Genomic DNA, 13,214 nt, shown 5'->3' on the forward strand with positions numbered 1-13,214 from the left:
CGGCGGCCCTTATCGGTAAGGCGCGTCGGCTTCAAGGTTCGCGGCCAAGGCCCGCTCCCACTTGTCCCCGTTCGCCAGCAGCTTGGCCTTGTCATAGAGCAGTTCTTCGCGCGTTTCCGTCGCGTATTCGAAGTTCGGCCCTTCGACGATGGCATCAACCGGGCAGGCTTCCTGGCAGAAACCGCAGAAGATGCATTTGGTCATGTCGATGTCGTAGCGCGTAGTGCGGCGCGAACCGTCCTCGCGCGGGCTGGCCTCGATCGTGATCGCCTGTGCAGGGCAGACCGCTTCACACAGCTTGCACGCGATGCACCGTTCCTCACCGTTGGGATACCGGCGCAGGGCATGCTCGCCGCGAAAGCGCGGAGACAGCGGGTTTTTCTCGAAGGGGTAGTTGATCGTCGCCTTGGGCTTGAAGAAATACTTCAACGTCAGCCAATGCGCCTTCACGAACTCCCAGAGCGTGAAGCTCTTGATGAGATATGCGACGGTCATGCAAAGTGTCCGGTGGCCATGAGGTAACCGCTGACGATCACGACGAACGACAGCGAAACAGGAAGAAAGACTTTCCAGCCCAGACGCATCAGCTGGTCATAGCGGTAACGGGGAACCGTCGCCTTTACCCAGCTGAACACGAAGAAGAAGAACAGGACCTTGAGCACGAACCAGATGAAGCCGGGCACCAGGTAAAGGATGGGAATGTCCAGCGGCGGCAGCCACCCACCCCAGAACAGCGTGGCGTTGAGCGCGCACATCAAAAGCACGTTGGCGTATTCACCCAGCCAGTAGGCAGCGAACGCCATCGAGGAATATTCGGTCTGATAACCAGCGACCAGTTCGGATTCCGCCTCGGTAAGATCGAACGGGGCGCGGCCCGTTTCCGCCATGCCGGAGATGAGGAACATGACCCACATGGGAAACAGCAGCGGGTTGAACACAAAGCCGTTGAAGATACCGAATACATGACCCTTTTGCGCCAGCACGATGTCGTTCAGGTTGAACGTGCCGGCCCACAGGACGACGCAGATCAGGATGAAGCCGATCGACACTTCGTACGAGATCATCTGCGCGGAGGCACGCATCGCGGCAAAGAACGGGTATTTCGAGTTGGAGGCCCAACCCGCCATGATCGTGCCGTAAACGCCCAGCGAACTAATCGCCAGCACGTACAGCAGGCCGACGTTGATGTTGGCCAGAACCGCGCCGCCATTGAACGGGATCACCGCCCAAGCCATCAGCGCCACGGTGAACGTGACCACCGGCGCGATCAGGAAAATGCCTTTGTTCGATGCCGAGGGGATGATGGTTTCCTGCAGGAACACCTTCAGGCCATCAGCAAAGGACTGGAGCAGACCGAACGGACCGACCACGTTCGGCCCGCGGCGCAGCGCCATCGCCGCCCAGATCTTGCGATCGGCATAGATGATCATCGCCACGCTGAGCATCAGCGGCAGCGCAATCAGCAGCACGCCGCAGATGGTCGCGAGCAACCACGCCGCCTCATACGTCATGCCCAGGGACTGGAAGAACGACGTCATTCAGCCGCCTCCGCGAATTCCTCGCCATGCAGCAGCTCGGCCGAGCAACGCTGCATCGTCGCGCTGGCGCGGGCGATCGGGTTGGTCATGTAGAAGTCCTTGATCGGGTAGGCGATCGCCCCGGAAGCGGAAAGCCCCCCGGATGGCAAGGCCGTGCCGTAATCCGCGAGCCCCTCTACGCCCAGAGCCGGCACTTGTGCAACCATTGCAGCGCGAAGTTGATCGAAACTGTCAAAGCCCACCGAAACACCAAAAGCGTCGGCGAGTGCGCGCAGGATCGTCCAGTCTTCCCGCGCGTCCCCCGGTGCGAACACGGCCTTGTCCGAGAACTGCACCCGGCCTTCCGTGTTCACGTACGTGCCCGCTTTCTCGGTGTACGCCGATGCTGGCAGGATCACGTCCGCCGCGTGCGCACCCTTGTCGCCGTGATGGCCGATGTAGACGATCATCGAGTCGGCAAAGCGGGTGTAATCCACCTCATCCGCGCCCAAGGACAGCAGCACCTTCGGCTTGGCGGCGGCGATGTCGGCGATGCCGCCCTTCTGCGCGTAGCCAAGCATCAACCCACCCATGCGGGAGGCTGCCATATGCAGCACGTTGAATCCGTTCCACGCGCTGCCATCTTCGAGGTTGCGCACCAGATTGAACTGGCCGGCCAATGAGAGTGCCGCTTCAAGGCCGCCTCGGCCAAGCGCCGCGCCGCCCACGATCATCGCGGGGCGTTTGGCCGCGCCGAACGCTTCTGTCACCTGTTGCGGCAGGCTGCCGAGAACGGAAAGGTCTTCGCTCAGAAATTCGCCGCCAAATGTGGTTTCCCATTCCGGCCCGACCAGGAAAACCTTGGCGCCCCTCTTTACCGCCTTGCGCAAGCGAACGTTCACGACGGGGGCTTCCCAGCGCACGTTCGATCCCACGATCAGGATGACGTCAGCGGTTTCGATGCCGGCAAACGTGGTGTTGAAATTGACCCCCGCCAGACTGGACGTATCATAGTCCATCCCGGTCTGACGGCCTTCCAGAAGCGTCGAGCCCAATGTGCCCACCAGCGCCTTGGCTGCGAACATCGTCTCGCAGTCCACCATGTCACCAGCCACGGCAGCGATCGACGCACCGGGATTGAGGGTGGCGACGGCGGCGAATGCCTCGTTCCAGGATGCCGGAGCCAGCTTGCCGTCCCGACGCAGATAGGGCTTGTCGAGCCGGCGCTTCACCAGGCCATCGACCTGGAAGCGTGCCTTGTCGCTCAGCCATTCCTCGTTCACGTCATCGTTGTTGCGCGGAAGCACACGCAGAACTTCGCGACCGCGCGCATCGATGCGGATGTTCGAGCCAGTGGCGTCGGACACGTCGATGCCGAGCGTCTTTTTCAGCTCCCAAGGACGGGCTTCGAACGCATAGGGCCGGCTGGTGAGCGCGCCGACGGGACACAAGTCGATCACGTTGGCGCTCATCTCGTGCTTGGCGGCATGTTCGAGATACGTGGTGATCTGCATGGATTCGCCGCGATAGAGCGCGCCGATTTCATCGACGCCGGCGATCTCTTCGGAGAAGCGGACGCAGCGGGTGCAATGGATGCACCGCGTCATCTGCGTCTTGATCAGCGGCCCCATGTACTTCTCGGTGACTGCGCGCTTGTTCTCGTGATAGCGCGAACCGCCGCGGCCATAGGCAACCGACTGGTCCTGCAGGTCGCACTCGCCGCCCTGATCGCAGATCGGACAGTCCAGCGGGTGGTTGATGAGGAGAAACTCCATCACCCCTTCCCGTGCCTTCTTCACCATTTCGGAATCGGTACGGATTTCCTGACCGTCAGCGGCAGGAAGCGCACACGAAGCCTGCGGCTTGGGGGGGCCGGGCTTCACTTCGACCAGGCACATGCGGCAGTTTCCAGCGATGCTAAGCCGTTCGTGGTAGCAAAACCGCGGGATTTCCTTGCCGGCAAGTTCGGCTGCCTGCAGCACGGTCGCGCCGGCAGGAACCTCGATTTCAACGCCGTCTACTTTAACCTTCGGCATGCCTTAGCCTTCCAGGTGTTCGGGATTGCCGGCCAGCAGACGATACGCACCCAACGCATAGATCGCGCGGGCCGCCGGCCGGTTCAGCTTGATGGTCTTGCCCGGTGGAACGCAGCCGGGAAGCAAGGATGCAGTGGAGTTCAGCGCAACACGCTCGGCATCGGATCCGGGCTCGGTCGCGAAAACAGCGCTGACTTTCGTCGGCTCTTGCGCGGCAACGCACATGCCAACGCCTTCGACCATATTGCGCGGCTGAATATCCTTGCGGGCTGCCGCCGAACCAAGCGCTCCCACCGGGTATTTGATTATGAGCGCCTCGGCGACGCTACCTGCGAAGAGCATCGGCGAGGACCGCAGAACATCCCCTCGCTTTTCGCACATTGCGTGCCCCTTGCCGAAGCGCGCGCGAGAACGCTTGAAATCCTGCGAGTTCGGATCGAGGGACAGCATTTTCTCCGCCCCGGCAGGCGTGCGCTTCACCGCGCATATCGCGTAGTTGTGCAAAGCCTGCAGCGCCAAGGCCGACGGACTTTCGTCCGTTCCGACCGGCGTGGGGGCAGCGTACACCACAGTCGACAGCAACGCTGCGCAACTCACGGCTGCTAGGGCAAGGATAGTTGTGGCCATTATTCCGCTGCCACCGCGATACCGCCCAGGCGTTCCTCGATGCGGCGCTCAAGCTCGGGACGGAAGTGCTTGATCAGGCCCTGGATCGGCCACGCTGCGGCATCGCCGAGCGCGCAAATGGTGTGGCCTTCGACCTGCTTTGTCACCTGCTGGAGCATGTCGATCTCTTCGATCGCCGCATCGCCGGTGCGCAGACGCTCCATCATCCGCCACATCCAGCCCGTGCCTTCTCGGCACGGCGTGCACTGGCCGCAGCTTTCGTGCTTGTAGAAGTACGAGATGCGGCTGATCGCGCGTACGATATCGGTGGACTTGTCCATGACGATGACCGCCGCGGTGCCCAGGCCAGAGCCGACGGCCTTGAGGCCATCGAAATCCATCGGCGCATCCCATATCTGCGATGCCGGCACCAGCGGCACCGAGGATCCGCCAGGGATCACCGCCAGCAGATTGTCCCGCCCACCGCGAATGCCGCCGCAATGCCGCTCGATCAGTTCGCTGAACGGGATCGACATTTCTTCCTCGACCACGCACGGGCGATTCACGTGCCCGCTGATCTGGAACAGCTTGGTGCCCTTGTTGTTCTCCCGCCCGAAGGACGAAAACCAGGCAGCGCCGCGACGCAGGATCGTGGGCGCGACGGCTATTGATTCCACGTTATTCACCGTCGTCGGGCAGCCATAAAGGCCCGCCCCGGCGGGGAACGGGGGCTTCAGCCTGGGCTGTCCCTTCTTGCCCTCCAGGCTCTCGATCATCGCGGTCTCTTCGCCGCAGATGTAAGCGCCAGCGCCGCGATGCACGAACACGTCGAAATCGTAGCCCGAACCGCTGGCGTTCTTGCCCAGCAGACCGGCCGCATACGCTTCATCGCGCGCCGCGAACAAAGTTTCGGCCTCGCGAATGTATTCGCCGCGAATGTAGATATACGCCGCGCGCGCACCCATTGCGAAACCCGCGACCAGCGCGCCCTCCAGCAAAAGATGCGGATCGTGGCGCATGATCTCGCGATCCTTGCACGATCCGGGCTCGGATTCGTCGGCATTAATGACGAGGAAGCTGGGCTTGGGGTTACCCGCCTGATCGAGCGGCGGCTGCTTGGGCATGAAGGACCATTTCATGCCGGTGGGAAAACCCGCGCCGCCACGACCACGCAGGCCCGACGCCTTCATCTCGTCGATGATGGCATCTCGCCCGCGCGCGATCAGCGCCTTGGTATCGTCCCAGGCGCCGCGTGCCTGCGCTTCCTTCAGGTTCCACGGCTGAAAGCCATAGACGTTGGTGAAGATGCGATCCTTGTCAGCGAGCGCCATTACCACTCACTCCGATAGTCATGGTTCTGCGTCATCATCGCTACCAGATTGGTCGGTTCGCCCACCGGCTCCACCGTATGACGGGCCGGATCCTGCGTCCCCGCCTTGGGCGTTTCGCCCCGCGCCAGCGCATCGAGCACGGCATTCATCCGCTCGGGCGTCAGGTCTTCGTAGTTGTCGTCGTTGATCTGCACCATCGGTGCGGACGCGCAGTTGCCCATGCATTCCACTTCGGTGAACGACCACATCCCATCAGCGGTTGTGTGGCCTTTCTTCATGCCGCGCGCCTTGCAAGTGGCGATGATGTCGTCCGACCCGCGCAGCATGCATGGCGTGGTGCCGCAGACCTGCACGTGAAACCGTCCGATCGGGGCGATGTTGTACATCGTATAAAACGTCGCGACCTCGACCACGCGGATCACCGGCATATCAAGGTACGTGGCAACATATTCCATGACCGGAATCGGCAGCCAGCCTTGCGTATTGAGTTCCGCCCCGATCTGCCGCTGGGCCAGATCGAGCAACGGCATCACCGCCGAGCGCTGGCGCCCTTCCGGATACCGCGCGACGATCTCCTTGGCCTTGGCCGCATTGGCCTCGGTCCAGGCAAAATTACCCCAACGGGCCCGAAGTTCGGGCGTATCGGGTTCGATGTAGCGGTCAGCCATGCTTGCCTCTGCGCTTCAGCCACTGGTCCTGGCCGAAAAAGAAAATTTCAAAGCCGCCGATCGCGGTGCCCAGCATCGCGATCATCGGAGACGGTGCAATCCCGGCCCACAGCACGACGAAGTACAGCCCGATCAGAAACAGCCCGGTCAGGCTTGCCCAGATGCGGATCAGGTCAACGGTGTTGTACTTCGTCATCGGTCCCACTCCCACGCTTACCGGATGAATTCGACGCGAGAGCACAGATCGCCCTCGAAACTGTAGATCGCCAGCACATCGAACGGCTCGGCATCAGCGGATCGCCAGACCCGTTCATGCAGAACGGCATAGTCGCCCAGTTCGTACCCAGTCTGGATTTCAGCACGATTTTGCGGGAACTGGGCGAACATCGCCTTCAGCCCTTCACGCGTTCCTTCCTTGCCTTCGCGCACCACCGCGCCGCGATATGAGGCCTCACACGCGTCGTCAGTCATCAAGGCCACGTACGCATCGGCATCCTGTGCATTGTAGTGACCGATCATCTGCTGGGCGATCTGAAGGCGGCTCAACGATCGCACTCCCCGAACACGACGTCGATCGCGCCGAGAATGGCGGTGGCATCCGGCAACATGTGGCCCTTGGACATGAAGTCCATCGCTTGCAGGTGGCTGAACGCAGTGGGCCGGATCTTGCAGCGGTACGGCTTGTTGGAGCCATCGGACACGAGATACACCCCGAATTCGCCCTTGGGGCTCTCAGTGGCGACGTAGACTTCACCGGCCGGGACGTGGAAGCCTTCGGTGTAGAGCTTGAAGTGATGGATCAGCGATTCCATCGAGCTTTTCATCTCGGCGCGCTTGGGCGGAACCACCTTGCGATCGTCCGAGGCGATCGGGCCTTCGGGCATATCACGCAAACACTGCTTCATGATCTTGGCAGACTGGCGCACTTCCTCGACACGGACCATAAAACGGTCATAGCAGTCCGAATTGGTGCCCACCGGGATCTCGAAGTCCATCCGGTCGTACACGTCGTAAGGCTGGGCCTTGCGCAGATCCCAGGCAACGCCGGCGGCGCGGATCATCGGGCCGGAGAAGCCCCAGGCCAGCGAATCTGCCTTGCTGGTCACTGCGATATCGACATTGCGCTGCTTGAAGATGCGGTTGTCGACCACGAGGCTCATCGCGTCCTCGAACAGGCGCGGCATGCGCGTGTCCAGCCAGTCAGCAATGTCGGTCAGCAGCTTGAGCGGCACGTCCTGATGGACGCCGCCCGGCCGGAACCAGGCCGAGTGCATCCGCGCACCGGAGGCACGTTCGAAAAAGTTAAGACAATCCTCGCGAATTTCGAACAGCCACAGGTTCGGGGTCATCGCGCCCACGTCCATGACGTGGCTGCCGATGTTGAGCATGTGGTTGCAGATGCGGGTCAGTTCGGCAAACAGCACGCGCAGATACTGCGCGCGCAGCGGAACTTCGATGTTCAGCAGCTTTTCAACGGCCAGCACATAGGAATGCTCCATGGCCAGCGGCGAACAATAGTCCAACCGGTCGAAATACGGCAGCGCCTGAAGGTAGGTCTTGTGCTCGATCAGCTTTTCGGTGCCGCGGTGCAGCAAGCCGACGTGGGGATCGATCCGCTCGATGATCTCGCCGTCCAGCTCCATCACCATGCGCAGCACGCCGTGCGCCGCCGGGTGCTGGGGCCCGAAGTTGATCGTGTAGTTGGAAATTACCTCGTCGCCGGTGGTCGGCGAACTTTCGAGCTGCATGCTCATGTTCAGCTTCCTTCCGGCGCGGAGCCGGTGCCTTCGTTGGCGCGCGCCCCGCCTGCGGGACCGCGATCGGGACGCGTGCCGGTAGGATCGGGCGCGCCGGCATCCTGTTTGCCGGTATCGGCGGGCGCAGGCGCTATTGTGTCCGCGACCTTGGCATTAGCCTTTTCGCCAGCCCCGGTATCACCGCTCTTTTCCGTGACTTTCGGCTCCGCCACGGGCGGCGTGCCCGCGGCTTGCGCCGCCTTTTCGTCACCGGGCAGCACGTAATCCGCGCCTTCCCAGGGACTCATGAAATCGAAGCTGCGCAAGTCCTGCGCCAGCTTCACCGGCTCATAGACCACCCGCTTGTCTTCTTCGGAATAGCGCAGTTCGACATAACCGGTCAGCGGGAAATCCTTGCGGAAGGGGTGCCCCTCGAACCCGTAGTCGGTCAGGATGCGGCGCAAGTCCGGGTTGCCGGCGAACACGACGCCGTACATGTCGAACACTTCGCGTTCCAGCCAGCCGGCGTTGGGCCACAGTGTGGTGACCGTCGGAACAGCGGTATTTTCTGCCGCCGTGACCTTGGCGATCACGCGATGGTTCTTGGTCACGGACAGCAGCATGTAGACGACTTCGAACCGCTCAGCGCGCGACGGGTAGTCGACGCCGGCGATTTCCATCAGCTGCTGATACCCGTGATCGTCACGCAGCGCACGCAGCGCGTTTTCGATCTCGCCACGCGCGATGGTGAGCACGATTTCGCCATGCTCTTCTTTCGACGCGACGACTTTCGAGCCCAGCGCTGCAACGAGCGTATCGAGCACGCTGTCGTTGGACGTATACCGGGGGGCGGAATGCAGAACGGGCATCTTGTCCTTACCTCTCGACAGTGCCCACACGGCGGATCTTGCGCTGCAGTTGCATCACCCCATACAGCAGTGCCTCCGCGGTCGGGGGGCAGCCCGGCACGTAGATATCGACCGGCACGATGCGGTCGCAGCCGCGCACCACCGAGTAGCTGTAGTGATAGTAGCCGCCGCCATTGGCGCAGCTGCCCATCGAGATAACGTACTTGGGCTCCGACATCTGGTCATAGACCTTGCGCAGCGCCGGGGCCATCTTGTTGCACAGCGTACCGGCTACGATCATCACGTCCGACTGGCGCGGGGACGCGCGCGGCGCAGCGCCGAAACGCTCCATGTCGTAACGCGGCATGTTGACGTGGATCATCTCGACCGCGCAGCAAGCGAGCCCGAACGTCATCCACCACAGCGAACCGGTGCGGGCCCACTGGAACAGGTCTTCCGTGCTGGTGACCAGAAAGCCCTTGTCGGACACTTCCTGGTTCAGGTCCTTGAAGAACGCCTGATCCGGCTGCGCAACGGCACCGGCGGCGCCTGCGCTGCCAGCGAGCGGATGCCCTGCGGAATTGACGAGTGTAGGGTTCATGATGGAAGTGCTCATTCCCAGTCCAGCGCCCCCTTCTTCCACGCATAGGCGAGGCCGATGGCCAATTCACCCAGAAAAACCATCATCGTCAGCCAGCCGGCCCAGCCGGTGAACTTGAGCGACACGGCCCACGGGAAGAGAAACGCAGCTTCGAGATCGAAGATAATGAAAAGAATAGCCACGAGGTAGAAGCGCACGTCGAACTGGCTGCGCGGATCCTCGAAGGCGGGAAAACCGCACTCATATTCGCTGTTCTTGTCCGCATTAGGCTGATGTGTGCCAGTGAGCCGCGCCACGCCGATCGGCAGCAGCACGATCACGGAGGACAGCCCCAGCGCGATCACCAGAAAAATCAGGATCGGCAGATATTGCGACAGGTCGGTCAATGGTCTTGCCTCTTACCGGATGCGACTGACGGACTCGGCTCGGTCATGGAAAAGCCGTTAGGTTGGCGCGCTCTTAGGCCAGCCCTCCGTCCGTCGCAAGGTCTCGTCGCGCATTATTCGGCTCACCTGCACTGCATTGCAACAAGCGAGTTCAGCGCACCCAAGCCAGCTTCCGCCAAATCCGGACAAAGCCCGCCAAGATCCCGCGATTCCACGCAAATTCCTGATCGCATGCGATTATTTCCTTACGAGCCAGCAAGGCCCGACCTTGTATTTTATCATCATGCCACCGACGTTACGTAGCGAACGGTATGGATTGCAGGTGCAAAAGTGGGTCGTGACGCGCTTGTCTGGCGGCGCTGACATGATTGCAATTGATGCGCTGCAACATTAATCAACATCCGAACCAGATAGAAACTTAGTGTGAAAGGTATGCCCGTGGCTCAGATTTCCGCTTCGGACCCGATCGTTATCCTCTCGTATGCGCGCACGCCGATGGGCGGGCTGCAAGGAACTCTGGCCGACGTGTCCGCCACCGACCTTGGCGCCACCGCTGTGAAGGCCGCAGTGGAACGCGCCAACGTATCGGGAGACGAGATCGAACGCATCTACATGGGCTGCGTGCTGCCTGCCGGGCTCGGACAGGCCCCTGCCCGTCAGGCCGCGATCAAAGCCGGATTGCCCAAATCGGTGCAGGCCACCACCGTGAACAAGGTCTGCGGTTCGGGCATGCAGACCGTCATCATGGGCGCCGAAGCGCTGGCGTCCGGCTCGATCGATATCGTTGTGGCGGGCGGCATGGAATCGATGACCAACGCGCCGTACTTGTCCAAGAAGCACCGCTCTGGCGCCCGTGCCGGCCACGACACGCTGTATGACCACATGTTTCTGGACGGTCTTGAGGATGCGTACGAGGGCGGCTCGATGGGGTCGTTCGCGCAGGTTACGGCGGACGAGTACCAACTCACGCGCGAAACGCAGGACGACTACACGATCGAGTCGCTACGCCGCGCCCAGCAGGCGATAACCAGCGGCGCCTTCGGGGACGAAGTCGTGCCGGTTACCGTCAAGACCCGCAAAGGTGACGTCGTCATCGACACGGACGAGCAGCCGCCCAAGGGCAACCCGGACAAGATCCGCACGTTGCGCGCCGCGTTCGCCAAGGACGGCACGATCACCGCCGCCAGCTCCAGTTCCATCTCGGACGGTGCCGCAGCCGTCGTGCTGACTCGGCGTAGCGTGGCGGACGCCAAGGGACTCACGCCTGTCGCCACTATCGTCGGCGTCGAAGCCCATGCCCACGAACCTGCCAAGTTCACGACCGCGCCGGTCAGCGCGATCACCAAGCTGGCGAAAAAGGTGGGCTGGGACTTGAAGGACGTCGATCTGTTCGAGATCAACGAGGCTTTCGCCTGTGTCGCCATGTTCGCAATCCACGACCTTGGGATCTCGCATGACAAGGTGAACGTAAACGGCGGTGCCACGGCGCTGGGCCATCCCATCGGCGCTTCGGGCACCCGTATCATCGTGACTCTGGTCAATGCCCTTAAGCAAAAGGGCCTGAAGCGCGGCATCGCCAGCTTGTGCATCGGCGGCGGCGAGGCAACCGCCGTGGCGGTCGAACTGGCCTAAGTCTGGCGCCCTTGCGGTAACGAAAACCCCGCCCTTACCGGCGGGGTTTTTCATGTCGAATAACGACTTGGGCGAGGGCATCTTGGCTATAGTTGGCCGCAGATACGCAAGAAAAAGGAGGCTGGCGCGTTCGCGCCAACCTCCTTTCAAAAGCCGGTGCAGGCTGCGATCAGAACGTCAGCGCCTTGACCGTTTTCACGCCGGGAAGCGCGCGCGCCTGCTCCAGCACCTTGGTCGACACATCGCCGTCCACCGAAAGCAGCAAGACCGCTTCGCCGCCCGCGGCGCGCCGGCCAAGGTTGAACGTGCCGATATTGATCGCGTTCTCGCCCAGCAGGGTGCCGATGCGACCAATGAAACCGGGCGCGTCCTCGTTTACGATATACATCATCTGGCCGGCAAGTTCGGCCTCGACCTTGATGCCGAACATTTCCACGAGGCGCGGCTCGACGTTGTTGAACAGCGTGCCCGCAACCGAGCGTTCGCCCGCCTCGGTTTTCACCGAGACGCGAACGAGGGTGTGATAATCGCCCTCACGCTCGGTCTTCACCTCGCGCACTTCAAGGCCGCGCTCCTTGGCCAGGAACGGGGCGTTGACCATGTTCACCGTGGCGGACTGGACGCGCATGAACCCGGCCAGAACCGCCGCGACGATGGGCTTGATGTTGAGTTCTGCGGCCGCACCCTCGACGTGGATCGAGATGCGGGGCACCGAATCCACGGTCAGCTGGCCGACCATCGAACCCAGCATTTCCGCCAGCTTCATGTACGGCTTGAGCTTGGGTGCTTCCTCAGCGCTCAGTGATGGCATGTTGAGCGCGTTGGTCACGCCGCCGTTGACCAGGAAATCGGCCATCTGCTCCGCCACCTGAAGCGCGACGTTGACCTGCGCTTCGGTGGTCGATGCGCCAAGGTGCGGCGTGCAGATGAAGCCCGGCGTGCCGAACAGCGGCGAGTCCTTGGCCGGCTCGGTCTGGAACACGTCGAGCGCGGCGCCGGCGATATGGCCGGAATCGAGGCCCTCTTTCAAAGCCGCCTCGTCGATTAGCCCCCCACGCGCGCAGTTGACGATGCGCACGCCCTTCTTGGTCTTGGCCAGATTTTCGGCGGACAGGATGTTGCGGGTCTGGTCTGTCAGCGGGGTGTGAAGCGTGATGAAATCCGCCCGCGCCAGCAACGTGTCCAGATCCGCCTTTTCGACGCCCATTTCCACGGCGCGCTCCGGCGTCAGGAACGGGTCGAACGCGACCACTTTCATGCGCAGGCCCAGCGCCCGGCTGGCGACGATCGAGCCGATGTTGCCGGCACCGATCAGGCCAAGGGTCTTGCCCGTTACTTCAACCCCCATGAAACCATTCTTCGGCCACAGGCCCGCCTGGGTCTGCGCGTTGGCTTCGGGCAGTTGGCGTGCCAGGGCGAAGATCAGCGCAATGGCATGTTCCGCCGTCGTGATCGAGTTTCCGAACGGGGTGTTCATCACCACCACGCCCTTGGCCGAGGCGGCGGGAATATCAACGTTATCGACGCCGATACCGGCGCGGCCGATAACCTTGAGGTTCGGCGCGGCGTCCAGGATCGCCTGAGTCACCTTGGTGGACGAGCGGATCGCCAGCCCCTGGTATTCGCCGATACGGGCGATCAACTGCTCAGGCGTTTCGCCGGTAATGACATCAACATCGCAGCCGCGCTCTTCGAAAATGCGCGCGGCGTTGGGATCCATCTTGTCGGAGATGAGGACTTTGGGCTTGGTCACGATACAATTCCTTGGCTCATCACCCCGGTCGGGGCGGGCAGGACGGCGGGCTATCGGTCGTGTCAGGGAACGCTGCGTCCCCCGCGCCGAAACGCCCGCC

The 13,214-nt window shown here is 62.2% G+C and carries 14 protein-coding genes; 1 reads left to right on the forward strand and 13 read right to left on the reverse strand.

Annotation, left to right across the window (positions count from 1 at the left end):
- Positions 1 to 9: 9 nt before the first annotated feature.
- Genes nuoI through ASE49_RS13620 form a run of 12 tightly spaced genes read right to left on the reverse strand, consistent with a single transcriptional unit; the run spans position 10 to position 9,729 of the window.
- A complete protein-coding gene (gene nuoI / locus ASE49_RS13565; RefSeq protein WP_056773546.1) occupies positions 10 to 495 on the reverse strand; it encodes an NADH-quinone oxidoreductase subunit NuoI in 486 nt (161 codons plus the stop codon).
- Positions 492 to 1,538 (reverse strand): NADH-quinone oxidoreductase subunit NuoH, encoded by a 1,047-nt coding sequence (gene nuoH, locus ASE49_RS13570; protein WP_056773547.1) that lies wholly within the window; start codon positions 1,536 to 1,538, stop codon positions 492 to 494. Before nuoH ends, nuoI begins: the two co-directional genes overlap by 4 nt.
- Positions 1,535 to 3,553, reverse strand: coding sequence for an NADH-quinone oxidoreductase subunit NuoG (gene nuoG, locus ASE49_RS13575; RefSeq protein WP_056773550.1), 2,019 nt, complete (start codon positions 3,551 to 3,553; stop codon positions 1,535 to 1,537). Before nuoG ends, nuoH begins: the two co-directional genes overlap by 4 nt.
- A 3-nt stretch (positions 3,554 to 3,556) precedes the next feature.
- On the reverse strand, positions 3,557 to 4,180 hold the full coding sequence (locus ASE49_RS13580) for a hypothetical protein (RefSeq protein ID WP_162234252.1): 624 nt from the start codon (positions 4,178 to 4,180) through the stop codon (positions 3,557 to 3,559).
- A complete protein-coding gene (nuoF, locus tag ASE49_RS13585) occupies positions 4,180 to 5,490 on the reverse strand; it encodes an NADH-quinone oxidoreductase subunit NuoF (RefSeq protein WP_056773557.1) in 1,311 nt (436 codons plus the stop codon). The genes ASE49_RS13580 and nuoF overlap by 1 nt, the downstream gene beginning before the upstream one ends.
- Complete coding sequence (locus ASE49_RS13590) at positions 5,490 to 6,158, reverse strand: complex I 24 kDa subunit family protein (protein ID WP_056773560.1); 669 nt, start codon at positions 6,156 to 6,158, stop codon at positions 5,490 to 5,492. The genes nuoF and ASE49_RS13590 overlap by 1 nt, the downstream gene beginning before the upstream one ends.
- Positions 6,151 to 6,354 carry a hypothetical protein gene (locus tag ASE49_RS13595; RefSeq protein WP_056773561.1) on the reverse strand — a complete coding sequence of 68 codons (204 nt, stop codon included), beginning with the start codon at positions 6,352 to 6,354 and terminating at the stop codon, positions 6,151 to 6,153. Before ASE49_RS13595 ends, ASE49_RS13590 begins: the two co-directional genes overlap by 8 nt.
- 17 nt (positions 6,355 to 6,371) lie before the next feature.
- Positions 6,372 to 6,677 carry a nuclear transport factor 2 family protein gene (locus ASE49_RS13600; RefSeq protein ID WP_056773935.1) on the reverse strand — a complete coding sequence of 102 codons (306 nt, stop codon included), beginning with the start codon at positions 6,675 to 6,677 and terminating at the stop codon, positions 6,372 to 6,374.
- 23 nt (positions 6,678 to 6,700) lie between these two features.
- On the reverse strand, positions 6,701 to 7,912 hold the full coding sequence (locus ASE49_RS13605) for an NADH-quinone oxidoreductase subunit D (RefSeq protein ID WP_056773563.1): 1,212 nt from the start codon (positions 7,910 to 7,912) through the stop codon (positions 6,701 to 6,703).
- 2 nt (positions 7,913 to 7,914) lie between these two features.
- Positions 7,915 to 8,763, reverse strand: a complete 849-nt coding sequence (locus ASE49_RS13610; RefSeq protein ID WP_056773566.1) for an NADH-quinone oxidoreductase subunit C — start codon at positions 8,761 to 8,763, stop codon at positions 7,915 to 7,917.
- A gap of 7 nt (positions 8,764 to 8,770) precedes the next feature.
- On the reverse strand, positions 8,771 to 9,343 hold the full coding sequence (locus tag ASE49_RS13615; RefSeq protein WP_056773937.1) for a NuoB/complex I 20 kDa subunit family protein: 573 nt from the start codon (positions 9,341 to 9,343) through the stop codon (positions 8,771 to 8,773).
- A gap of 11 nt (positions 9,344 to 9,354) precedes the next feature.
- Positions 9,355 to 9,729 (reverse strand): NADH-quinone oxidoreductase subunit A, encoded by a 375-nt coding sequence (locus tag ASE49_RS13620; RefSeq protein ID WP_056773568.1) that lies wholly within the window; start codon positions 9,727 to 9,729, stop codon positions 9,355 to 9,357.
- A 438-nt stretch (positions 9,730 to 10,167) separates the two neighbouring features.
- On the opposite strand from ASE49_RS13620, the gene ASE49_RS13625 reads away from it, so the two are divergent.
- Positions 10,168 to 11,361, forward strand: a complete 1,194-nt coding sequence (locus ASE49_RS13625) for an acetyl-CoA C-acyltransferase (RefSeq protein WP_056773939.1) — start codon at positions 10,168 to 10,170, stop codon at positions 11,359 to 11,361.
- Positions 11,362 to 11,530: 169 nt separating this feature from the next.
- Here the strand turns inward: ASE49_RS13625 and serA are convergent, their stop codons facing one another.
- Positions 11,531 to 13,081, reverse strand: coding sequence for a phosphoglycerate dehydrogenase (serA, locus tag ASE49_RS13630; protein ID WP_056773942.1), 1,551 nt, complete (start codon positions 13,079 to 13,081; stop codon positions 11,531 to 11,533).
- Positions 13,082 to 13,214 lie beyond the last annotated feature (133 nt).

Source organism: Novosphingobium sp. Leaf2 (assembly GCF_001421325.1).
Lineage (GTDB): Bacteria > Pseudomonadota > Alphaproteobacteria > Sphingomonadales > Sphingomonadaceae > Novosphingobium.

Coding starts and splice junctions, on each gene's coding strand:
- ASE49_RS13595 (WP_056773561.1), bottom strand. CDS start 6,354: ATGACGAAGTACAACACCGTTGACCTGATCCGCATCTGGGCAAGCCTG.
- nuoH (WP_056773547.1), bottom strand. CDS start 1,538: ATGACGTCGTTCTTCCAGTCCCTGGGCATGACGTATGAGGCGGCGTGG.
- ASE49_RS13600 (WP_056773935.1), bottom strand. CDS start 6,677: ATGATCGGTCACTACAATGCACAGGATGCCGATGCGTACGTGGCCTTG.
- nuoI (WP_056773546.1), bottom strand. CDS start 495: ATGACCGTCGCATATCTCATCAAGAGCTTCACGCTCTGGGAGTTCGTG.
- ASE49_RS13580 (WP_162234252.1), bottom strand. CDS start 4,180: ATGGCCACAACTATCCTTGCCCTAGCAGCCGTGAGTTGCGCAGCGTTG.
- nuoF (WP_056773557.1), bottom strand. CDS start 5,490: ATGGCGCTCGCTGACAAGGATCGCATCTTCACCAACGTCTATGGCTTT.
- ASE49_RS13615 (WP_056773937.1), bottom strand. CDS start 9,343: ATGAACCCTACACTCGTCAATTCCGCAGGGCATCCGCTCGCTGGCAGC.
- nuoG (WP_056773550.1), bottom strand. CDS start 3,553: ATGCCGAAGGTTAAAGTAGACGGCGTTGAAATCGAGGTTCCTGCCGGC.
- ASE49_RS13610 (WP_056773566.1), bottom strand. CDS start 8,763: ATGCCCGTTCTGCATTCCGCCCCCCGGTATACGTCCAACGACAGCGTG.
- serA (WP_056773942.1), bottom strand. CDS start 13,081: ATGGATCCCAACGCCGCGCGCATTTTCGAAGAGCGCGGCTGCGATGTT.
- ASE49_RS13605 (WP_056773563.1), bottom strand. CDS start 7,912: ATGAGCATGCAGCTCGAAAGTTCGCCGACCACCGGCGACGAGGTAATT.
- ASE49_RS13590 (WP_056773560.1), bottom strand. CDS start 6,158: ATGGCTGACCGCTACATCGAACCCGATACGCCCGAACTTCGGGCCCGT.